The following is a 21,781-nucleotide window of genomic DNA, read 5'->3' on the forward strand; positions in this document are numbered from 1 at the left end:
AGAGGGCATCCGGTTGCGCGATGGGGACGAATCTAGCGGATCATGCGGATTGGCGTAATGCTCTGCTTGATGACGAGTCTCATTTAACGGACGCCATTGCCGCCCGAGACCGCGGAGGAACGCCGTGCTGACGTGCCGTGATGTGACCGAACTGGCAACCGACTACATGGAGGGCCACCTGTCGCCGGGAGCGCGGCTGCGGGTGCGGCTGCATCTGTTCCTGTGCAGCATGTGCCGCGCCTATATCGACCAGCTGCAGAAGACCAGGCGGCTGCTGCGGGGCCTGCCCTTGTCCACACCGCCGGCCGATCTGGAGGCGCGTCTGATCGAGACGGCCGTGGCGCTCCCGCCCGACCGGCCCGGATGACCGCAATCCCTTGGTATCGTAGCATCGCCCAGTAAGGCTGCCGCCCCGGGGCGCGCGGCCATCGGGGGGTGGCAAGATGCAGATCACGACGGTGCGACTGCGTCGCCTGCGCGGCACGATGCGGACCGATGGCCCGATGTGGGAGGAGCGCCTGGTGCGCCCCATCGACATCTATGCCGAATACCGTGGCAGGCCCGATTTCGAAGGCGGCGTCCAGCTGGACACCGGCCGGTTCCGCATCGAGGCCTGTTTCGTGGAGATCGACACCGACGAGGGTGTGAGCGGCATCGGCGGCCCGCTGCCCGAGAGCGTGGCCGCCATCATCGCCTGGAAGCTGCGGCCGATCCTGCTGGGGCGCGACCCCATCGCCACCGAGACGCTGTGGGACCAGATGCACCGCATCATGGTGCATGGCCGGCAAGGCGAGACGATGCTCGCCATCAGCGCCGTCGATTGCGCGTTGTGGGACCTGAAGGGGCGCTGGCTCGGCCAGCCCGTGCACCGGCTGATCGGCGGGCCCACCCGCGACGCCATCCCCGCCTATGCCAGCATGCTCGGCTTCGACGTGCTCGACCCAGGCCGGGTGCGGGCGCGGGCGCAGGCGTTCAAGGCGGCCGGCTACACCGCACAGAAATGGTTCTTCCGCCATGGGCCGATGAGCGGGCCGGAGGGAATGGGCAAGAATGTCGAGCTGGTGCGCACCCTGCGCGACGCGCTGGGGCCGGACGACGACATCATGCTGGATTGCTGGCAGGCGATGGACGTGCCGTATGTCATCGAGTTGGCTCGGCGCATCGCCGAGTACCGGCCGCGCTGGCTGGAGGAGTGCGTCATGCCCGACCGCGTCGACAGCTACCGGCGCATCAAGGACAAGATCTCCATCCCTCTCGCCGGTGCCGAGCACGAATACACACGCTGGGGCTTCAAGCGCTTCATCGACGCCGGTGCACTCGATGTGCTGCAGCCGGACATCTACTGGTGCGGCGGCTTCTCGGAGACGTTGAAGATCGCGGCCCTCGCGACCACGCATGACCTGATCGTGATCCCGCACGGGCATTCCACGAATGCGGGCATCCATTTCTCGGTCACGCAGTCGCCGATCCACACGCCATGGCAGGAATACCTGGTGAAGTGGAACGACATCCACCAGTACTTCCTCGCGCATCCCGTGCGGCCGGTTGGCGGCATGCTGGCGCCGCACGACCTGCCGGGGATGGCCATGCAGCTCGATCCCGCGAAGATCGAGGAGGAAGCCGAGATCTTCTCCTGATACCGACTGCCCTTGACGATGACCCTTCCATCGTCAAGGGCCGTTGGTATCGCGCGCCGGGTTGGTGGGCGGTGGCGCGCAAAATAACGACTCATACCAGCGGTCATTCTTCATGGCCGCTGGTATGACCCCCTCCCCGCCGATCGTCAGGCCGGCGTGAAGCAGGGCACCGGCGGCCCGCCTTCGGTGGGCATCAGCACCAGCTTCACCGCCTGGCCGATCTTCAGCGCATCGAAGTCGCACTGCACCAAGTTGGTCAGCATCGTCGTGCCTTCGTCCAGCGTCACATAGGCGATGGCGTAGGGCTCGGCGGCGCGGCGCATCACGCTGTAGCTGTAGATCCGGCCGGTGCCCTTGGACTCCACCCATTCGGTCTTGTCGCTCATGCAGAACGGGCAGATGGCGCGCGGATACCAATGCGGCTTGCCGCAGGCGGTGCAGCGGCGGACCAGGAACGTTCCGTCGGCCGTCGCCTTCCAGAACGCCTCGGTCTCGGGGGTGGGGGTCGGAGCCGGGATCTTGCGCTGTACGTTCGCCATGTCGGTCACTCCCGCTCCATGATCAGGGTGGCACTGCCGTGCCGCGTGCCCAGCAGCCCGCCGGTGCCGTGGGCCAGCGCCACGTCGCAGTTCCTGACCTGCACCGCCGGATGCGCCTCGCCGCGAAGCTGCCGCACGGCCTCGATCACCTTGGTGATGCCGCCACGATTGGCCGGGTGGTTGTTGCACAGGCCGCCGCCATCGGTATTGAACGGCAGCTTGCCGACGCCGGAAATCAGGTTGCCGTCGGCGACGAACTTGCCGCCCTCGCCCTTGGCGCAGAAGCCCAGATCCTCAAGCTGCATCAGCACGGTGATGGTGAAGCTGTCGTAGATCGAGGCGTATTTGATGTCGGACGGCTTCACCCCAGCTTCGGCAAAGGCCGCGGCGCCGGAATAGCGGGCGCCGGAATAGGTCAGATCGACCGCGCCGCCCAGCTGGCCCTTCGGCGCCTCGCCGGCGCCGATCACCTTCACCAGCGGCCGCTTCAGGCTTTTGGCGACCTCGGGCGCCACCACCAGCAGCGCGCCGCCGCCGTCGCTGATGACGCAGCAATCCAGCCGGTGCAACGGATCGGCGACCATCGGCGAATTCACCACGTCTGCCACGGTGACGACGTCGCGCAGCATCGCATGCGGGTTGTGCTGGGCGTGATGCGACGCCGCCACCTTGATCCAGGCCAGCTGCTCGCTGGTGGTGCCGAACTCGTGCATGTGGCGCATCGCCACCATGGCGTAGGCGTTGGCGACGGTGACGCCGTAGGGATACTCGAACTGCACGTCCGGCTGCGCCAGGTTGCCGGCGCGCGGCTGGGTACCGGTGGCCATGCCTTCGCTGCGCGGGCGGCCGGCCAGCGTGATCAGGGCCACGCGACACTTGCCGGCGGCGATCGCCTCGGCCGCGTGCGCCACGTGCAGCAGATAGGACGAGCCGCCGACATCGGTGGAATCGACGTGCCGGACCCGCAGGTTCAGATAGTCGACCATCGAGAGGGGCCCCATGCCCGGCGCGTCGCCGGCACAGAAATACCCGTCCACATCGTCCTTGGTCAGGCCGGCATCCGCCAGCGCCCCGATGGCCACTTCCGCGTGCAGTTGCGCGAGCGACTTGTCGGGCGCCTTGCGCGTGGGATGCTCGTACGCGCCGGCGATATATGCCTTGCCCTTGATCGTCATCGTCTCCCCTTCATACCGATCGAATCAGACTTCGACGACGATGTAATCCTGCTCGACCGATACGGCAAACGTCTCGGCCACGAACGGGCCGCGGGCCACGGCCTCGCCGGGCTCGACGCTCACCTTGTAGAGGCGCACCTTCACGTCATCGGGATCGCACCACGATTGTCCGGTGCGGACATCGTATTCCCAGCCGTGCCAGGGGCATTTCAGCATCTCGCCGCGGCGGCTGTAGTCGAAACGGCCGGGCTCGCGAGAGGTGACGAGGCCGACAAGCGGCCCCTTGCACAGCGCGCCGCCCTGGTGCGGGCAGCGATTGAGCAGCGCGAAATATTCGCCACCGATATTGAATACGCCGATCTCGCGGCCGGCGACGGTCAGCAGCTTGCGCGCGCCGGGCGGGATCTCGGTGACGGTTGCCACCACATGGCGCGCCATGCTCAGGCCAGCCCGTACACCGCGCGCGCGTTGCCGCTATAGACCATGCGCCGTTCGGCATCGGTCATCCGGCATTTGAACGCGAATTCCGGATTGTCCATATCCCAATGCGGGTAATCGGTGGCGAACAGCACGCGGTCCCAGCCCAGCCAATCCAGCACGGCACGCAGATCCTCGGGGCGCTCGGGCTCATCCACCGGCTGGGTGGTGAACCACAGATTCTTGCGGATGTATTCGGACGGCGGCCGCGTCAGATGCGGCACTTCCTCGCGCATGCGCGCCCATTGCCGATCGAGGCGCCACGCCACCGACGGCACCCAGGCGAAGCCGGCCTCGACGATCACGACCTTGAGGCTGGGGAAAAGCTCGAACACGCCTTCGCACACCAGGCTGATCACGACTGCCTGTTGCGACAATGCCACCTCGTGCTGCTCCTCCACATAGTACGACGGCCAGCCGGCGCCGCTGATGGCGTGGCCGTTGAAGCCCGATGTGTGCAACCCGACCGGCAGGCCGTGGCGCGACGCAGCCTCGTAGATCGGCCAGTAGCGGCGGCGGCCCAACGGCTCGATGGTGTGGGTGACCATCGAGATCTGCACGAAATCCGGGTTGCCTGCCCAGTGCTCGATTTCCGCCACCGCCGCCTCGGCATCCTCGCCGGGAACCACGATCGCGGCCTTCAGGCGCCGTTCCTTCTGCGTCCAGTTCTCGTATTGCCACTCGTTGACGGCGCGGCAGATGGCGGTGCCGAATTCCTGGTTGCGCTGATCCATGCCTTGCGGCGTCAGCAGATGCAGCATGCCGTATTCGATGTTGTAGCGGTCGAGCAACTGCGCGCGCAGGAACGCGAGATCCGAGCCGGGCGGCCCGCCATCGGGCGGCCAGGAATCGGTGCGCGACAGCGCCGGTGCCACTTTGGGATAGGGCGACGAGCCCACGAACGGCACGGGATGCCGGTGGCCGTAGGTATCGAGGTGCTCACGCCAGCGGCGCGACAAGTACGGATGCAGGTCTTTCGGCGATCGCAACGCATGATGCACGTCGCAATCGATGACCCTCAGCCTGGAGCGCGACTGCCGCTCCAGCACCGGCGCGCCAACCGCACGGCCGCCATCGGGGCTCATTGACCGTTCCTCATTGAAGCGTCTCCTTCAATCGCGGATAGGTTGCCAGCGGGTTGTCCACGAGCACGCGCTGCTTCAGCCCGGCCGGGAACCCGGCGGGAAACGCCTTCATGCCCTCGAAATGCCAATGCGGGTAATCGGTCGAGAACAGCAGCATCCGGTCCGAACCGATCTGGTCGATGACCTTCTCCAGGCTGGCCGCGTCGGGCGGCGCGTCGGTCGGCTGCAGGGTCACGCGCACATGGTCGCGAATGAGCTCGGCCGGCGGGCGGTCCACCCACGGCACTTCCGCCCGCACACCGCGCCAGGTCTTGTTGGCACGCCACATGAAGCCGGGCAGCCAGGTGAAGCCGGATTCGATCAGCACCACGGTCAGGCCGGGGTATTTGACGAACACCCCTTCGTGCACGAGGCTCAGAAGCTGCGCCTGGAAGGCCTGCGCCTGGGCGGCATAATCCTCGATGTAGTATGAGGGCCAGCCATTTCCGGTGGTCGCGTGGTGCGCGGTGCTGCCGGCATGAATGCCGATCGGCAGGCCATGCCGCTCGGCCGCCGCATAGATCGGCCAGTGCACGCGCTTGCCCAGCAGCGTCTCGCCCATGGCCAGCAGCAGCACCTGCACGAAGCGGCGGTCGCTGGCGCGGCGGTCGATCTCCGCCACCGCCTGCTCGGGATCCTGCGGGGCGATGACGATGGAGGCACGCAGGCGCGGTTCGCGGTCCAGCCACTCGGCGGCCATCCAGTCGTTCATGGCCCGCGCGAGCGCGGTGGCGAAATGCGGGTTGTGGAGCGCCTGCACACCATAGAGCGGGTTGCAGATGGCCGCTTTGGTGCCGAACGCACCCAGCGCCTGGGCCCGCAGCATTTCGAGGTCGCCACCCGGCAGGCCCTTGGGTGGCCGCCAGTCGGCGCGCCCGTTCGCCGCGATGCCGGGGGGAAAGGAGGCAAGGCCGAGGCCATCGATCCCTCGCGTGACGACCTGCTCGCGCCAGTAGTCATCGAGATACGGCAACAGCGCAGCCATTCCAGGTACGGCCGGGTGGACGTCGCAGTCGATGCCGCCGGGGGTTACCCCCTTCATGGCCACACGCCTCCCTCGCGATTCCGTCCCGTCGTTGCGCCAAAGGCTACACCCCCCACACCGGCCCGTCCACCGATGTGCGGCTTTGACAGGACAAGCTCCGCCGCCCGATGCTCGGCTCCGGAAAGATCAACGCGACGGAGGCCTGCGCATGGCGTCACCCGGCCCGATGGGCTTATCGAGGCTGAGCGGACAGCCGGCCGTGGTCACCGGGGCTGCCGGCGGCATCGGGCGCGCCATCGCGCTGCGCCTGGCCCGCGAGGGTGCGCCGGTGCTGGCGGTCGACGTGAAGGCCGAGGACCTTGCCGCCACCGCCGCGCTGGCGCAGGCCCAGGGCACGCCGGTCGAGACCATGGTCGCCGATGTCGCTTCGGCCGACTCCCCCGCGGCCATCCTGGACCATGCCATCGCCCGGCATGGCAGCGTGCGGGTGCTGGTCAACAATGCGGGAATCGGCGGATCGCACCGCGCCGGAGACACCGACGACGCCGAGCTCGACCGGTTCCTGGACATGAACCTGCGCAGCGTGTTCAGGATGTCGCGCGCCGCGGTCCTGCGCATGCCGGCCGGCGGCGCCATCGTCAACATCGCCTCGATCTTCGGCATGACCGGGTTTCCCGGCAGCGCCGCCTATGCCGCCGCCAAGGCCGGCGTGATCGGCATCACCCGGCAGATGGCCGCCGATTACGGGCCCGCAGGCATTCGCGTCAACGCAATCTCGCCCGGCCTGATCGAGACCGGCATGACGCGCCGGCGCATCGAGAGCAGTGCCTGGTTCCGCAGCCAGATGACCGACATGACCCCGCTGGGCCGCAACGGCCAGCCCGAGGACATCGCGGCGGCGGCCGCGTTCCTGTGCTCGGACGACGCCGGCTTCATCACCGGCCAGGTATTGGTGGTGGATGGCGGCTGGCTGGCCACACGCTATCGCGACGGGATGGACGCTCCACCCGTGTTGCGCTGACACGTTCCACGACAACCAGGAGACCCGGCATGGCCGATCTGTTCGTCTGCCTCACCTTCGATCACGACAACACCTCCTCCGCCATCGCGCGCAACAATGTGACGCCTACGGCGATTTCGCGCGGCGATTTCGGCATCGCCGCCACCAGGCGAATCCTTGCGCTGCTGAATGCCGAGCGCATTCCCACCACCTGGTTCATCCCGGGCCACACCATCGACAGCTACCCATCCTGCGTCGCCGCCGTGTATGCGGCCGGGCACGAGATCGGCAACCATGGCTGGACGCACCGCGTTCCCTCCACGCTCGGCGCCGAGGGCGAGGAGCAGGAGCTGGTGCGCGGCAACGAGTCGATCATCCGGCTGACGGGACGGGCGCCGCGCGGCTACCGCTCGCCGGCCTGGGACCTCAGTCCGCACAGCATCGACCTGCTGCTGAAGCACGGCTTCGTCTATGACAGCAGCATGATGGGGCATGACTACATCCCCTATCAGGCGCGCAACGGGGACAAGATCACGCTGCTGGAGCCGCTGGTCTTCGGGGCGGACACCAAGCTGGTGGAAATGCCGATCAGCTGGTCGCTCGATGACTACCCGCATTTCGAATACACGCGCTCGGACGCCGGCATCCTGCCGGGGAACATGAACGCGCGCATGGTGATCGAGAACTTCATCAACGAATTCCGTTACATGAAGAAGCACAATGACTGGGGCATCCTGACCTATACGTTCCACCCGCACGTGATCGGGCGCGGGCACCGGATGCTGATGCTCGAACACATGATCGAGACACTGCGCCGCGAGGGCGCCACCTTTGTGACCATGGAGACCGCGGTGGACGAATATCGCCGCAAGTTCCCTGAAGGAGTCAGCCTGCGCGGCGGCTGAACCGGCCCGGGGCGGCGCAGCGGGCCTGCTTCAGCCTGCCACCACGCGCTCGCTGTGCACGCCCCGGCAGTCCATTTCATATTCCAGGTCCACCACTGGCGGGCGATGGAACTGCCAGGTCACGCCATGGCGCGCGGCGCCGCGGCGGACCAGCGCGTCGGGCAGGAACGGGGCGATGTCGTGCACGGTGTAGACCTGCACGCCCGTCGTGTCGGCCCAGCCGAAGCCCAGGGCGGCCATGCGCCGTTCCATCTCGCCCAGCACCCAGTCGGCCTTCATGCGGATCCCTGCCGGCGAGATGTCACCGAGCGCCACGGTGAAATCGCGATAGTTGCCCCTGCCCTCCTCCACCTCGCCGCTGCCGGCGATGACGAAGGACGGCGCGGCGGCGGCATCGGGCACGGTGTATGAGAACGCGTGGAAGCCCGGGGTCGCCGGCGGGTCGATCGCCGGGCAGACATTGGCGCGGGCCACGGGATTGTCACCGCGGGCGAGCAGGCCCCACTCGCTCAGTACACCCGCGTACGCCTTGTTGAAGTCGAGGAAGCCCTGCTCGGTGAACGGTGCGGGAGAACGAAGCTCGCAGGCGCAGAAGGCGGCCAGCGGTCGGCCGGCGGCGCGCAACGTCTCGGCAATGCGGGCGAAGCCCTGCAGCAGCGGGACGGGATTGGCGAAGCGCACGCGCTCGACGCGATAGCCCGGCAGGGCCGCGACACCGGCGGAATACTGGAACACGCCCTTGATGAAGCGGTAGCCGCCCTGCGGCGCGTCGATGATCTCGGCCATGCTGTCCTCCCGTTCTGCAGTGCAAATGCTAGCGGCAGGACGGCGCCCTGCCCATGGTCGCACGCGGGTAGGAGGCTACCCGCGCGGGCGCAGCGTCGCGTGCCGGGCGAGCCACCCCATGTCGGCATCAGGCTCGGCATCCGTGGTCGGCAGGTACGGCTTGATGTCGAGCAGCGGCGTGCCATCAAGGCAATCGAGGTAGCGGACGCGCAGCCGCCCGGGTGCGTCGAAGCCGTCGAAGGCAACGACCGACAGGCCGATCGGATTCGGCCGGCGCGGCGCACGGGTGGCGAATACGCCGCGCGGCTGGGTATCGAAGGGCGGCGTGAACACCAGTTCGGCTTCGCGCGCGTGATCCATCCAGTAGAGCAGGATCAGGTGGCTGAAACCGTCCAGTCCTTGCAGGCCGGGAATGAACTCATCGAACACCGTTGCGTGGCAGAGCGGCGGCGGATCCGGTTGCCGCCCGTTGCGCGGACACGCCGCGACGCTGCGCCAGGGGGTGGACAGCACGCCGATCGGACGCAGCCGGATCGCGGCCTCGGTGGCGTCGGTCGGCATGGTCAGCACTCCTTTCGCCATCACAGGTGGCAGTCTGCCCGAAAGCCGGCCGTGGAGCAGCCACACCCGCCCCAGCTTGACACGCGTTCGCCGCGGCTCCCACCGTTCCCGCCGCAGCGATGCGGACGCACCTTGGACCTTCTGGAAGTGGGACGCAGCACGCCATGCCCGACGCAAGCCAGGCCACAAAGCGCCCGCCGCCGCTCGCCGGTGTGCGCGTCATCGACCTCACGCAGGTCTATAACGGCCCCTACGCCACGTTCATGATGGCGCGCAACGGCGCCGAGGTGATCAAGATCGAGCCGCCCGGCGGCGAGCATCTCCGCCGTCGCGCCAGTGGCTCCGACCTGCCCTTCGCCATGCTGAACGGCAACAAGCGCAGCGTGGTGCTGGACCTGAAGACGCCGGAGGGTGTGGCCACTGTGCTGAAGCTGGCGGACAGCGCCGATGTGCTGGTGGAGAATTTCACGCCCGGCGTCATGGCCCGCCTCGGCCTCGGCTGGGACGTGCTGCGCGAACGCAACCCGCGCCTGATCTACGCCTGCAGCTCCGGCTATGGCATCGACGGACCATACCGCGACTATCCCGCCATGGACCTCAGCGTGCAGGCGATGTCAGGGATCCTGGGGATCACAGGCTTTGCGGACCAGCCGCCGGTCAAGACGGGTGCGACCCTGTGCGACTTCCTCGCCGGCACGCACGTCTACGCCGCGGTGGTGACGGCGCTGTTCGAACGCACCCGCTCCGGCCTCGGCCAGATGGTCGAGATCGCCATGCTGGAGGCGGCCTATTTCTCCCTGACGTCCAATCTCGGCACGTTGTTCCGCGCGGGCGGCGGCGAGGTTGGCCGCACCGGAAATCGCCATGGCGGCCTGTCGATCTGCCCGTACAACGTCTATCCCGCCAAGGACGGCTTCGTTGCCATCCTGTGCAGCAACGACAAGCATTTCGCTTCGCTGACGAAGGCACTGGACATGCCGGAACTCGGCAACGACCCGCGCTATGGCACCAACAAGGGCCGTGTCGCCGCCATGGAGGCGATCGACGCCTGTATCGGCGCGCGCATGTCCACGCTCACGAAGGCGGAAGCGTTCGCGCGGCTGATGCGCCACCACGTGCCCTCCGCCCCCGTGCGCACGTTGCGCGAGGTCGTCGACGACCCGCATCTGCACGCCCGCGGCGCGCTGCGCTGGATCGACCATCCGCAGCACGGTCGCCTGGTGATCGCGGAGTCTCCCTTGCGCCTGCATGGCTGCGAGCGCGCGGACGACGCCCCCAGTGTCCCGCTGGGGCAGGACACCGAGGCCGTCCTCCGGTCGATCGCCTAGCCGAGCTTCGGCCGCTTGTCCGCCCAGGGCAGCACCTTCTCGAACGCCGCCGAGGCCTGGAACACGCCGAGGTCGTCGAAGCGCTTGCCGACGATCTGCAGCCCCACCGGCAGCCCTTCCGCCGTGAAGCCACAGGGCACGGTGGCCGCGGGATTCCAGGACATGTTGAACGGATAGGAGAACTCCGCCCAGCTCAGCCAGTCCCATGGGTGTTCGGGCCAGTGCGCGGGCTGCAGCCGCTCCGCCGGGAAGGCGGCCACGGACACGGTGGGGGTGACCAGGAAATCCCAGTCCTCGAAGAACATCTGGATGTCCGCGATATACGCCATCTTGCGCTCGCGCAGCGCCTGATAGCCGGACATCGTGACGTCGGCCCCCTCACGGATGCAGGCCACCAGGCCCGGGTCCATCTTGTCCGCCCACTCCGGCAGATAGCGTTGCAGGCGCGTCATGTGCGCCGACCAGAACCCGCGGGCGAGTTCCGGCCCCTTCGGCCCCCAATGCGGCGTCACCTCCTCCATGACAGCGCCGGACGCGGCAGCGAAACGCTCGGCGGCACTGCGCACCAGTGCGGCGACGTCGGGATCGACGCGTGCATGGCCGAGATCGGGGCTGAAGGCGATCCGGCGCCCGGCGATGCCGTCGTGCAGCCGGCCCAGATAGTCCGCCGGCCACGTTTCGCATGTCGTGTGGTCCAGCGGATGCGGTCCGGCCATCACCGCCATCATCAGCGCCGAGTCCGCCACCGTGCGCGTCATCGGCCCGATATGGGAGGTGTAGTCGCCGGCGCCCACGGGATGGTACGGCACCCGGCCAAAGGTCGGCTTCAGCCCGTAGATGCCGCAGAAATGCGAGGGCATGCGCACCGACCCCGCACCATCACTGCCCTGGTGCAATGGCCCGTAGCCGGCCGCCGACGCCGCCCCCGCGCCGGCCGAGGAAGCGCCGGCGTTGTAGCCGAATTTCCACGGGTTATGCGTGATCCCCGTCAGCGGGCAGCGGCTGACGCCGGTCCAGCCGAACTCCGACGTGGTGGTCTTGCCCAGCACGACGCCACCGGCATCCTGCAAGCGAGTCACCACCGGCGTGTCGATCGGCGGGCGATTGCCCTGCATGATCCGGCTGCCGGACTGGGTCGGCATGTCCTTCGTCCAGGCCAGGTCCTTGATGGTGACGGGCACGCCGTGCAGCGGTCCGATCGGCCCCCCGCTCATCAGCGCCGCCTCGGCCTTGCGGGCCGCATCCATCGCCTGATCGCCGGCCAGGAAAGCAAAAGCGTTGACCTTCGGCTCCAGCCGCTCGATGCGCGCCAGGATGGTCGAGACGACCTCCACCGGCGAGATCTTCTTCTGCCGGATCATCGGCGCAAGTTCGGTCGCGGGCAGGAAGCCCAGATCCTCGTCGTTCATGTCGTTTCCTTCAGGCGGGCAGTTCGTTCTCGGCGCGCAGCATGCGGATGGACTCGCGGAAGGCGGCAACGGTGTCCGCGATGTCCGAGGCCTGATGGGCCGCCGAGGTGAAGCCGCCCAGGCGCGGATTCAGGTCCACCCCGTTCACCAGCATCGCCAGCCGCATGCGCGCGGAGAGCTGCGCCGGCTGGGCCTTCAACTCGTCCATGCTGGCGGCATGCGGGTCGAACGTCGCCGGCGTGATGTCGCGGCCCTGCGGGTTCATGAACAGATGGAAGCCGGAGGTGGTGCCGTACACCGCCCAGGGCACCCGCTCCTGCGTCAGCACCTCGTTGAGCCCGGCGCGCAGTTCCGCGGCGCGGGCCGAAGCGACATCGTTCGCATCGGTCTCGGCCAGGATCGTCAGCGCCGCGATGCCGGCTGCGGCCGACACCGGGTTGGCGTTGAACGTGCCGGGATGGCCGATCTTCTCGCGCCCGGCAGCGGCCGCGGCGGCGAAGTCCAGCAGGTCCAGGATGTCCTTGCGCCCCGCCACCGCCGCACCGGGCATGCCGCCGGCGACGATTTTCGCGAAACTGGAAAGATCCGGCCGGATGCCGAACGCCACCTGGGCGCCACCACGCGACGTGCGGAAGCCGGTCACCACCTCATCGAAGATCAGCAACGCCCCGTGCGCCTGGGTCAGCGCGCGCAGGCCATGCAGGAACTCCGGCTTCAGCGGCACCTGGCCGAACGACGAGCCCGTGGGCTCCAGGATGATCGCGGCGATGTCCGGGTTGGTCTTCAATACCGCCGCCACCGCATCGATGTCGCCGGGGCTCACCAGCACTGTCTTGTCGGCGATCCCTTGCAGCACGCCGGGAGTCGGCGAGCCGTCGAAATGGTTCGAGTAGCCGCTGGTCATGTGATCGTGCCAGCCGTGGAAATGGCCCTTGAAGCGCAGCAGCGTCGATCGCCCGGTGAAGGCGCGCGCCAGGCGCACGGCCATCAGCGTGGCCTCGGTGCCCGAATTGGTGAAACGCACCCGCTCGGCCGAGGGGATCAGCCGCTGGATCGCCCGCGCCCAGCCGATCTCGCGGGGGTGGCTGGCGCCGAACTGCGAGCCCTCCGCGGCCGCTTCGGCGATGGCGGCGGCCACCGTCGGGTGGCCATGGCCGAGGATCAGCGCGCCATGTCCGCCGAAGAAATCGACGTAGCGGTTGCCGTCCACGTCCCATTTATGCGGCCCCTGGGCGCGGGCCACGTAGATGCCGTACGGGTCGACATGGCGGGCATCGTGCGTGATGCCGCTCGGCAGCAGGTCCGCGGCCTGGCGCGCCAGGTCGGCCGAGCCGGGCGTGCGCTGGCGATATGCCGTAACGATGCGGGAATTGATGCGGGGGTCGTCAAGGACCATTGCCGTTGACATCGGCGCCTCCTGAGCATGAAGCGGCCAGTGTGCGACGGTCCGCGCCGCTTGGGGAGGGGTTGCGTAAATCTTTCCGTCCGCCGACCATCGGCGGACGCAAAAGACGCAAGGATGGAGGCGGCCGGATGTTCGATCTCGTGTTGCAAGGCGGTCGTGTGATCGACCCGGCGCAGAACCTGAACGAGGCGCTCGATGTCGCGTTCGCCGGCGGCAAGGTGGCCGCGATCGGCAAGGACCTCGGCCCCGCCGCCGAGACCCGCGACGTGTCGGGCAAGATGGTGGTGCCCGGGCTGATCGACCTGCACACCCATGTCTATTGGGGCGGCACCTCGCTCGGCGTGGACCCCGACGACTACGCGCGCTTCAGCGGCTGCACCACGCTGGTGGACGCCGGCTCGGCCGGCCCGGGCAACATCCACGGGTTCCGCAAGCACGTCATCGAGCGGTCGGACGTGCGCATCCTGCCGTTCCTGAATATCGCGTTCCCCGGCATCTTCGGCCTGCACTGGGAGGTGAGCTTCGGCGAGTGCAGCGACCTGCGGCTGGTCAACTCCCGCGTCTGCCTGGCCGTGGCCAAGGAGCAGGCCGACCTCATCGTCGGCATCAAGGTGCGTGTGGGCGGCGGCACCTCCGGCGCGCTCGGCATCGTCCCCATGCAGATGGCGCTGGAAGTGGCCGAGCATATGGGCCTGCCGCTGATGAGCCATCTGGACGCGCCGCCGCCGCCCCGCAGCGAGGTGATGAAGCTGATGCGCGGCGGCGACATCCTGACGCATTGCTTCCGCCCCTTCCCCAACGCCCCCGCCGCCGCCGACGGCAGCGTGGAACAGGACGTGCTGGACGCCCGCGCCCGCGGCGTGATCTTCGACATCGGCCATGGCCGCGGCTCGTTCGGGTTCGAGACCGCCATGGCCATGCTGAAGAACGGCTTCCTGCCGGACGTGATCTCGTCCGACGTGCACCTGACCTCGATCGGCGGGCCCGCCTACAACATGCTGGTCACCATGTCGAAGTTCCTGCGCATGGGCGTGCCGTTGAACGAAGTGATCCGCGCCAGCACCATCAACGCCGCCAGCGCGGTGCGAGTGCAGGACCGCGGCACGCTGAAGCCCGGGCTGCTGGGCGACGCCACCATCCTGGAGATGGAACGGGGAAAGTTCACCTTCATGGACGTGGTGGGCGAGACGCTGGACAGCGACGAGCAGTTGGCCTGCCGCGGCATCGTGCTTGGCGGCAAGTGGTGGCACGGCTGAGCCCTGCGGCTCAGCCGATCTCCCGCAGCCGCTTCTCCTGCCGGGCCAGCAGGAACTCCACCTCGGCGATGTCGCGCGCCGTCAGCGTCACCCGCGGCGCGCGCTGCGCAGCGGACGGAATCGCGCCGCGCCTGGCCAGCACGAATTTGCGCACCGCCAGCCCCGGTCCCGGCTGCTGCTCGTAGCGCGCCAGCGGCAGATAGGCGTCGAAGATGTCGGCGGCTCGGCCGGGGTCGCCGGCTTCGTGCGCGGCCACGACGCCTGCCATCATTTCGGGAAACGCGAACCCGGTCATCGCCCCGTCGGCGCCGCGGCGCAGTTCCTCGGGCAGGAACAGCCCGCCATTGCCCACCAGGATGCTGATGCGGCGCATGTCCGGCACGTCGCGCAGCGCCGAGATCTTGGCCAGCCCGGGCCAGTCCTCGTGCTTCAGCATCACGCAGGTCGGCAGCGCATCGACCACGCGGCGGATCACGCCCGGTGCGATCTGCACGCCATTGGCCTGCGGAAAGTCCTGCAGCACCCAGGGGATATCGCCCAGCGTCTCCGCCACCTGGCGGAAATAGCCGAAGATGGCATCGTCCGTGCGCAGATTGGGTTGCGGCGCCACCATCACCCCGGCCGCGCCCCCCTCCATCACCGCCGTCGAGAGGTCTCGCATCGCCGCGAAGCCCGGGCTGGACACGCCGACCACCACTGGCACACGGCCGGCCACGCGCTGCACGACACGCCGCGTGAAAACCAACGCCTCCGCGCCGGACAACTTTGGCGCCTCGCCCATCATGCCCAGGATGGTCAGGCCGGTGGCGCCACGCTCCAGATAGAACTCCACCAGCCCATCCGTGCCCGCCAGGTCGAGCGCGCCGTCGTCGCGGAACGGCGTCACGGCAATGATGAAAACGCCGCGCGCGGTCTCGTCCAGCCGGTTCATGCCGTTCCGCCTTTTGCCTTGTCCCGAGCCGCCGCCTTAAACGGTTTTGTGCGTGCCGTCGCAGAGCGGCCGGTGGCCGCTGTGCTTGCAGGCGCAGAACCACACGTCGCCATCCTTCTCGGCCTTGTAATGCACGGGCGTGAACGGCCCGCCTTTATGGGAGCCGTCGCAGAAGGGCTGTGTGCCGCTCTTGCCGCAAGCGCACCAATAATACGACTTCCCGGCCTCCACGGTGACCTTGATGGGTGCCCTTGCGGCAATCACGGGTGATTCGGACATGCTTCTGCTTCCTGCCTGCTGGCCACGCATGGGCCGCACACGACATCGTAACGCCCGCCTCGCCCGGCTGCCAACTCGTCCGCCCGCCCCTGTGCGCCTGGCGTTTTTCGCCGCAATCCCGGCATCGCTGGCCCGGGACATGTCCGGCGCCACGATTCCACGCTCCGCGGCAAATCCATGCTATTTGTTTGAACGGCCAGTCGACGGAGAACCAGCATGCGCCGCCTGCACTACGCTGCCGCCCTTGCCATGTGCCTCGCCCAGCCCGCGTTCGCCCAGCCCGCGGCGGCCCCGCAGGCGGCCATGGTCGGGACTGTCATTGCCGCCAAGCAGGACGTGACCAAGGGCCTGGACTTCGTCGGCCGGGTGGAGGCCATCCAGCGCGTCGACATCCACGCCCGCGTCACCGGATTCCTGGAAGCCGTCCTGTTCACGGAAGGTTCGACCGTGAAAGAGGGCGATAAATTGTATCAGATCGAGCGGCCGCCGTTCGAGGCCGCCGTGCTGCAGGCCCGCGGCAACCTGGTCCAGGCGCAGGCGCAGTATGCGAATGCCACCCTGGAGCGCCAGCGCGCCGAAGAACTGGTCAAGACCAGCGCCGTATCCGTTGCGATCCGCGACCAGCGCGTGGCGGCCGAACAAAGCGCGCAGGGCCAGGTCATCGTCGCGGAAGCCGCCCTGCAAACCGCTACGATCAATCTCGGCTACACCGCCATCACTGCCCCGATCACCGGCAAGATCGGCCGCACCCTCGTCACCAAGGGCAACGTCGTGGGGCCGGACAGCGGCACCCTCGCCCAGATTGTCAGCGAGGACCCGATGTACGTGACCTTCCCGGTCAGCAACCGGGAGTTCCTGCGCATGCGCCAGGCTGGCGGCCAGGTGGATGTCAACGCGATAGAGGCTGTCATCCGCTTCGCCGATGGCTCGACCTATGACCAGCGCGGCCGCATCACGTTCGTCAATGTCAGCGTCGACAAGGCCACCGATACGCTGCTGGTGCGTGCCAGCGTGCCCAATCCCACCGGCGTCCTCGTGGACGGGGAGTTCGTCCGCGTTCTGGTCCAGGGCGACAAGCCGGAACAGATGGTGGTCGTGCCGCAGGCGGCCCTGATCGCGGACCAGGAAGGCATTTATGTCTTCATCGTCGAGGGCGGCAAGGCCGTGGTCAGGCGCATCAGGACCGGCGGCGAGACCGGCCGCGATGTCATCGTCAACGACGGCCTCAAAGGCGGCGAGCAGGTGGTCGTGCAAGGCCTGCAGAGCCTGCGGCCCGGCGCCGCGGTCATCGCCACGCCGCTGGCTCCGGCGGCGGGAGGTTAGCCCGTGATCTCCTCGGTCTTCGTCGACCGGCCCAGGCTGGCCATCGTCATCGCCATCGTCACGACGATCGCCGGCCTGTTGTCGCTGTTCGTCATCCCCATCGCGCAGTACCCGGACATCGTGCCGCCGCAGGTATCCGTGACGACCAGCTACCCCGGTGCCTCCGCCGCCGTCGTCGAGGCCACGATCGCCCAGCCGATCGAGGCGCAGGTCGTCGGCGTCGACAAGATGATCTACATGAAGAGCGTGTCCGGCAACGACGGCAGCTATTCGCTCACCGTCTCGTTCGAGCTCGGAACCAACCCCGACATCAACACCGTGAACGTCAACAACCGTGTGCAGACTGCGCTGGCGAAACTGCCATCGGATGTCCGCCAGCAGGGTGTCACGGTGAAGAAGCAGAACTCGGCGCTGCTGGGGGTGATCTCCGTCTATTCGCCGAAGGGAACGAAGGACTCGCTGTTCGTCTCCAACTACGTCACGATCAACCTGCTGGACCGGATCAGGAGCACGCCAGGGGTCGGTGACGCCACCCTGTTCGGCCCGCAGGACTACGCCATGCGGGTCTGGATCCAGACCGACCGCCTCACCGGCCTCGGGCTCAGCGTCAACGACATCATCCAGGCCATCCAGAGCCAGAACGTCCAGGCCGCGGTCGGCCGCATCGGCGCCCGCCCGATCAGCAATGACCAGCAACTCCAGCTCAATATCCAGACCAAGGGACGCCTGACCACGGCCGATGAATTCGGCCAGATCGTCATCCGGACCAATCCGGACGGTTCCGTGCTGCGCCTGCGCGACGTGGCGCGGCTGGAACTCGGCGCGGCCAACATGGACCGCGATACCAGGCTGAACGGCAAGGCCGCCACCATCATCGGCGTCTATCAGTCGCCAGGCGCGAACGCGATCACGACACTGGCGGCCATCCGCGGCAACCTCGCCGAGTTGGAGCGCGGCTTCCCCGAAGACCTCGCCTGGAAGGTCACCTACGACCCCACCACCTTCGTCACCGCCACCATCCACGAGGTGCAGAAGACACTGGTCGAAGCCTTCGTGCTGGTCGTGCTCGTGGTCTACCTGTTCCTCGGCAGCTTCCGCGCCACCCTGATTCCCACCGTGGCCGTGCCGGTCAGCCTGATCGGCGCCTTCATCGTGATGAACGCCATCGGCTACTCGGCCAACACGGTCTCGCTGCTCGCGGTGGTGCTGGCCATCGGCATCGTGGTGGACGACGCCATCGTCGTGGTGGAAGCAGTCGAGCACAAATTGGAACTGCATCCAGAGATGTCGCCGGCGGACGCGACGAAGGAGGCGATGCGCGAGATCACGGCCCCCATCATCGCCATCACGCTCGTCCTGTTGTCCGTGTTCGTGCCGATCGGCTTCATCTCCGGCATCTCCGGCGAGTTGTTCCGCCAGTTCGCCGTGATGGTATCGGTGTCGATGTTCCTGTCCGCCATCAATGCGCTGACACTCTCGCCGGCGCTGTGCGCCATCCTGCTGAAGGCGCATCACGGGCCGCGCCGTGGACCGATCGGCATCGTGATGCGCTTCATCGATCGCGTGCGCGACGGCTATGGCGCCATTGTCGCCCGCCTCGTGCATTTTGCCATCATCAGCGTCCCGGTCGTGGCGCTCGCCTTCGCGGGTGTGATCGGCCTCGGCAAGATCACGCCGACCGGCTTCGTGCCGCAGGAAGACCAGGGCGCATTCTTCGTGGTGATGCAACTCCCTGACGGCGCCTCGGTTGGCCGCACGCTGGACGTGGTCAAGCAGGTCGAGGGCATCCTCGCCAAGGAAGACGCGGTCGCCGATTACACCGCGGTGGCCGGCCTCAACTTCATCGACAACTATTCGCAACCCAACGCCGGATTCTTCATCGTGAGCCTCAAGCCGTTCGAAGAGCGGCCGGGACCGCAAAACGGCGCGGACGCAATCATTGCCCGCCTTGCCCAACAGTTCCGCTCGATCCGCGACGGCAGCGTGGTGCCCATCGCCCCGCCGCCGATCCTCGGCCTGGGTACCGGTGGCGGCTTCACCTACGTGCTGCAGGACGTCACCGGAGGCGACCCGAAGGCCATGGCGCAAGTGCTGCGCGGGCTGATCATCGCGGCGAACCAGGACAAACAGCTCAACCGCGTCTACAGCACGTTCACCGCCTCCGCCCCCTCGATCTTCCTCGACATCGATCGCGACAAGGCGCAGGTGCTGGGCATTCCGCTGACGTCGCTGTTCCAGGCGCTGCAGACCAACCTGGGCGGCTACTACGTCAACGACTTCAATCTTTTCGGCCGCACCTGGCAGGTCCAGGTGCAGGCCGAGGCCGAGGACCGCGCCTCGATCAACGACATCAACCGCATCAACGTGCGCAGCAGCACGGGCGAGATGGTCCCCTTGCGCAGCCTGGTCGAGCCGCGCGTCGTGCTCGGTCCGCAGGCGCTGATCCGCTTCAACAATCTGCGCGCCGTGACCATCCAGGGCGAACCCGCGCCGGGCGTTTCCTCCGGCGAGGCACTGGCAGCGATGGAGGCGGTGGCCGCGCGCACGCTGCCGCCGGGCTTCCGCGGCACCTGGACCGACACCGCCTTCCAGGAAAAGCGCGCCAGCGGCCAGACCAGCATCATCCTGGCTTTCGCCGTGCTGTTCGCCTACCTGTTCCTCGTGGCGCTGTACGAGAGCTGGACCATTCCGGTGCCGGTCCTGCTATCGGTCTCGGTGGGCATCCTCGGCTCATTCGTAGGCATCGTGCTGTTGGGCCTGACGCTTGACCTCTACGGCCAGATCGGCCTGGTGGTGCTGATCGGGCTTGCGGCCAAGAACGGCATCCTGATCGTGGAGTTCGCCAAGGAGGCGCGCGAAAAGGGCCAGCCGCTGCTGCAAGCGGCCGCAGAGGGGGCCCGGGCGCGGTTCCGCGCGGTGATGATGACCAGCTTCGCCTTCATCCTCGGGCTATTGCCGCTGGTCGTCGCCACCGGCCCCAGCATGCTGGCGCGGCGCAATGTCGGAACACCCGTCTTCGCCGGCATGATCGCGGCGAGTTTTCTGGGAATCTTCGTCATCCCGCTTCTGTACGTGGTCTTCCAAGGCATCCGCGAGCGGATCAAGGGCAAAGGCCGGGCGGTGGCGCCGGCAATGTCAACGCCCGAAAAGCAGCCGTCGACCGCTGCCAAGTGAGCGGTCGGCACCGGAAGGAAACCGCATATGACCGCATCGGCCGTGCTGGCGGTATCGCGCATCGCACGGGTGCCGAGGTCGTTCTTCCGGTCATGCGCCGAGCCAATGGTCTGGCCTGCCTCACGCTTGCCTTGGTGTTGGCGGCCTGCGCCGCCTCGCCGCCGGCGGCGCGCTGTGCCGGTATGCGCGGCGACCCCGCGATCACCGTCCAGCTTCTGTTCGGGCGCTCGTTGCGCGGGGGCGGCAAAGTGGGCGACGTGGCATGGCGGGATTTCCTGGCCGCCGCCGTCACGCCCCGCTTTCCCGATGGGCTGACCGTGCTGGACGGCTATGGCCAGTGGCGCCAGCGCGCTACCGGGCGCGTGATCTCCGAGCCGTCAACGGTGGTGGAAATCGTCACCGAAGCATCGCCCGACACCTTCCAGCGGCTCGATGCCATTCGCACGGAATACAAGGCGCAGTTTGTCCAGGACTCCGTCGGGCTCGTCGTCAGCGAGGCATGCGCCTCATTCTGATGCCCGGTCGGGCCCCAATGCCCGCAGGTCGGCGACCGAAGCGCGCAATTGGTCGCGCTCCGCCACGATCTCGGCGAGCCGGACGCGCGCCGCGTCCAGATGCGGGACGCTAAGACGGTCGATCTCGCCCACCACAAGGCCCAAGGGGTCGAATACGGACCGCAACTCCGCCTCGCCGCCATCGATCGCGCCTTGCGCCGCCTGCCACAGCGCGAGCGACAGCGCCCCGGCCGTGGCCACGACACCAGCCGGCTGCCCGGCATGCCGCCGGACGTCGAATGTCCGCAGTGCCGGCGCCAGATGGCCCTCGATCGCAGCGGCCACGCTCTCCGGCGGGTTCGGCCAGGTCAGTTGCAATCCCGCCGCAATCCGCGCCACCGTGCCGCGCCAATCCGCCAGCAATCCCTCGAAGCTGGTCCATACGCGTGGGAAATCGCGGCTGAACGCCTCTGCCCCGAGCAGGTCGCGCACATACAGCAGTTCGCTGGTCCGCGGATCGGTGCCATCGCGATGGCCCAGCGAACCCACCACCTCGGCGGGATGGCGCAGCGGCAGCACACCACGTGGCGCGATCCCCAACTGCTGCAAGGCGCGCCGGTAGATCGGCATGAGCCGGCATAGCCGGGGGTCCTTGATCACCAGCAGCTTCGCGTCGCCATAATCCTGCGCAATGCGTTCCGCCACGCGCTCGGCGAACTCAGCCGCCTGCGGACCGTCAAACCAGGCCGGCGGAATGGCGATCGGGTCCCACCAGGTTGCGCCGTGGGACCGCAGAATCTCGTCGTTGAGTTGGAGCAGCCGGAGCGGCTCGAAATGGCCGCGCTCGTTTCCCCGCCCGGGCCCCAGAAGCTCCTCCGGCAGCGCCACGCCGAGCAGATTGAGCACGCGTGTGAGGGCGGAACTGCCGGAGCGGCTTACGCCGATGACCAGTATCGCAACCCGTGCTGCCGGTCCCGTGCCTGCGGTCACGAC

Annotated in this window: 21 protein-coding genes; 9 read left to right on the forward strand and 12 right to left on the reverse strand. The window is 67.8% G+C overall.

The features are described 5' to 3' along the window. The first annotated feature begins 124 nt into the window (after nucleotides 1-124). Together OL599_RS13690 and OL599_RS13695 are read left to right on the forward strand one after the other, a co-directional pair. Nucleotides 125-367 carry an anti-sigma factor family protein gene (locus OL599_RS13690; protein ID WP_264714351.1) on the forward strand — a complete coding sequence of 81 codons (243 nt, stop codon included), beginning with the start codon at nucleotides 125-127 and terminating at the stop codon, nucleotides 365-367. A gap of 76 nt (nucleotides 368-443) precedes the next feature. Continuing rightward, nucleotides 444-1,637, forward strand: coding sequence for an enolase C-terminal domain-like protein (locus OL599_RS13695; protein ID WP_264714352.1), 1,194 nt, complete (start codon nucleotides 444-446; stop codon nucleotides 1,635-1,637). Between the two features lie 146 nt (nucleotides 1,638-1,783). Here OL599_RS13695 and OL599_RS13700 read toward each other — a convergent pair whose 3' ends face one another. From OL599_RS13700 to OL599_RS13720, 5 genes are read right to left on the reverse strand one after another with little or no spacing between them, the layout of a single operon-like run. Continuing rightward, complete coding sequence (locus tag OL599_RS13700) at nucleotides 1,784-2,176, reverse strand: Zn-ribbon domain-containing OB-fold protein (protein ID WP_264714353.1); 393 nt, start codon at nucleotides 2,174-2,176, stop codon at nucleotides 1,784-1,786. A 5-nt stretch (nucleotides 2,177-2,181) separates the two neighbouring features. Further along, complete coding sequence (locus tag OL599_RS13705) at nucleotides 2,182-3,351, reverse strand: thiolase domain-containing protein (RefSeq protein ID WP_264714355.1); 1,170 nt, start codon at nucleotides 3,349-3,351, stop codon at nucleotides 2,182-2,184. A 24-nt stretch (nucleotides 3,352-3,375) separates the two neighbouring features. Further along, nucleotides 3,376-3,789: a Rieske (2Fe-2S) protein gene (locus tag OL599_RS13710; protein WP_264714356.1), complete on the reverse strand. Its 414-nt coding sequence runs from the start codon at nucleotides 3,787-3,789 to the stop codon at nucleotides 3,376-3,378. A gap of 2 nt (nucleotides 3,790-3,791) precedes the next feature. Then, entirely contained in the window at nucleotides 3,792-4,913 is a 1,122-nt protein-coding gene (locus OL599_RS13715; protein WP_264714357.1) for an amidohydrolase family protein, read from the reverse strand. 10 nt (nucleotides 4,914-4,923) lie between these two features. Further along, nucleotides 4,924-5,994: an amidohydrolase family protein gene (locus tag OL599_RS13720; protein WP_264714358.1), complete on the reverse strand. Its 1,071-nt coding sequence runs from the start codon at nucleotides 5,992-5,994 to the stop codon at nucleotides 4,924-4,926. 151 nt (nucleotides 5,995-6,145) lie between these two features. Here OL599_RS13720 and OL599_RS13725 point away from each other — a divergent pair, with 151 nt between their 5' ends. Then, nucleotides 6,146-6,958, forward strand: coding sequence for an SDR family NAD(P)-dependent oxidoreductase (locus OL599_RS13725; protein WP_264714360.1), 813 nt, complete (start codon nucleotides 6,146-6,148; stop codon nucleotides 6,956-6,958). Nucleotides 6,959-6,987: 29 nt separating this feature from the next. After that, nucleotides 6,988-7,842 carry a polysaccharide deacetylase family protein gene (locus OL599_RS13730; RefSeq protein ID WP_264714361.1) on the forward strand — a complete coding sequence of 285 codons (855 nt, stop codon included), beginning with the start codon at nucleotides 6,988-6,990 and terminating at the stop codon, nucleotides 7,840-7,842. Between the two features lie 30 nt (nucleotides 7,843-7,872). Here the strand turns inward: OL599_RS13730 and cnbZ are convergent, their stop codons facing one another. Further along, the gene (gene cnbZ, locus OL599_RS13735; protein WP_264714362.1) at nucleotides 7,873-8,628 is read right to left on the reverse strand and encodes a 2-amino-5-chloromuconate deaminase CnbZ; all 756 of its coding nucleotides are present in this window, start codon (nucleotides 8,626-8,628) and stop codon (nucleotides 7,873-7,875) included. A 75-nt stretch (nucleotides 8,629-8,703) separates the two neighbouring features. Then, nucleotides 8,704-9,189, reverse strand: a complete 486-nt coding sequence (gene tsaA, locus OL599_RS13740) for a tRNA (N6-threonylcarbamoyladenosine(37)-N6)-methyltransferase TrmO (RefSeq protein ID WP_264714364.1) — start codon at nucleotides 9,187-9,189, stop codon at nucleotides 8,704-8,706. 164 nt (nucleotides 9,190-9,353) lie between these two features. On the opposite strand from tsaA, the gene OL599_RS13745 reads away from it, so the two are divergent. Beyond that, nucleotides 9,354-10,517, forward strand: coding sequence for a CaiB/BaiF CoA transferase family protein (locus tag OL599_RS13745; RefSeq protein ID WP_264714365.1), 1,164 nt, complete (start codon nucleotides 9,354-9,356; stop codon nucleotides 10,515-10,517). On the opposite strand, the gene OL599_RS13750 is transcribed toward OL599_RS13745, so the two are convergent. Both OL599_RS13750 and OL599_RS13755 read right to left on the reverse strand, forming a co-directional pair. Beyond that, nucleotides 10,514-11,926: an amidase family protein gene (locus OL599_RS13750; RefSeq protein ID WP_264714366.1), complete on the reverse strand. Its 1,413-nt coding sequence runs from the start codon at nucleotides 11,924-11,926 to the stop codon at nucleotides 10,514-10,516. The two genes, OL599_RS13745 and OL599_RS13750, sit on opposite strands and share 4 nt — an antisense overlap. 10 nt (nucleotides 11,927-11,936) lie before the next feature. Next, nucleotides 11,937-13,334, reverse strand: coding sequence for an aspartate aminotransferase family protein (locus OL599_RS13755; RefSeq protein WP_264714367.1), 1,398 nt, complete (start codon nucleotides 13,332-13,334; stop codon nucleotides 11,937-11,939). A 125-nt stretch (nucleotides 13,335-13,459) separates the two neighbouring features. On the opposite strand from OL599_RS13755, the gene OL599_RS13760 reads away from it, so the two are divergent. Beyond that, nucleotides 13,460-14,587 (forward strand): amidohydrolase/deacetylase family metallohydrolase, encoded by a 1,128-nt coding sequence (locus tag OL599_RS13760; RefSeq protein WP_264714368.1) that lies wholly within the window; start codon nucleotides 13,460-13,462, stop codon nucleotides 14,585-14,587. 10 nt (nucleotides 14,588-14,597) lie between these two features. Here OL599_RS13760 and OL599_RS13765 read toward each other — a convergent pair whose 3' ends face one another. Beyond that, nucleotides 14,598-15,518 carry a dihydrodipicolinate synthase family protein gene (locus tag OL599_RS13765; protein WP_264714369.1) on the reverse strand — a complete coding sequence of 307 codons (921 nt, stop codon included), beginning with the start codon at nucleotides 15,516-15,518 and terminating at the stop codon, nucleotides 14,598-14,600. Between the two features lie 36 nt (nucleotides 15,519-15,554). Further along, entirely contained in the window at nucleotides 15,555-15,797 is a 243-nt protein-coding gene (locus OL599_RS13770) for a CDGSH iron-sulfur domain-containing protein (RefSeq protein ID WP_264714370.1), read from the reverse strand. A 216-nt stretch (nucleotides 15,798-16,013) separates the two neighbouring features. On the opposite strand from OL599_RS13770, the gene OL599_RS13775 reads away from it, so the two are divergent. The 3 genes from OL599_RS13775 (at nucleotide 16,014) to OL599_RS13785 (ending at nucleotide 20,809) form a co-directional block, all read left to right on the forward strand. After that, nucleotides 16,014-17,120: an efflux RND transporter periplasmic adaptor subunit gene (locus OL599_RS13775; protein WP_264714371.1), complete on the forward strand. Its 1,107-nt coding sequence runs from the start codon at nucleotides 16,014-16,016 to the stop codon at nucleotides 17,118-17,120. A gap of 3 nt (nucleotides 17,121-17,123) precedes the next feature. Continuing rightward, on the forward strand, nucleotides 17,124-20,294 hold the full coding sequence (locus OL599_RS13780) for an efflux RND transporter permease subunit (protein WP_264714372.1): 3,171 nt from the start codon (nucleotides 17,124-17,126) through the stop codon (nucleotides 20,292-20,294). 137 nt (nucleotides 20,295-20,431) lie between these two features. Continuing rightward, entirely contained in the window at nucleotides 20,432-20,809 is a 378-nt protein-coding gene (locus tag OL599_RS13785; RefSeq protein ID WP_283949709.1) for a DUF3574 domain-containing protein, read from the forward strand. Here the strand turns inward: OL599_RS13785 and OL599_RS13790 are convergent. Next, nucleotides 20,801-21,778 (reverse strand): sulfotransferase family protein, encoded by a 978-nt coding sequence (locus OL599_RS13790; RefSeq protein ID WP_264714373.1) that lies wholly within the window; start codon nucleotides 21,776-21,778, stop codon nucleotides 20,801-20,803. The genes OL599_RS13785 and OL599_RS13790 overlap by 9 nt on opposite strands. Between the last annotated feature and the right edge of the window lie 3 nt (nucleotides 21,779-21,781).

Source organism: Limobrevibacterium gyesilva, from assembly GCF_025989185.1.
GTDB lineage: Bacteria > Pseudomonadota > Alphaproteobacteria > Acetobacterales > Acetobacteraceae > Limobrevibacterium > Limobrevibacterium gyesilva.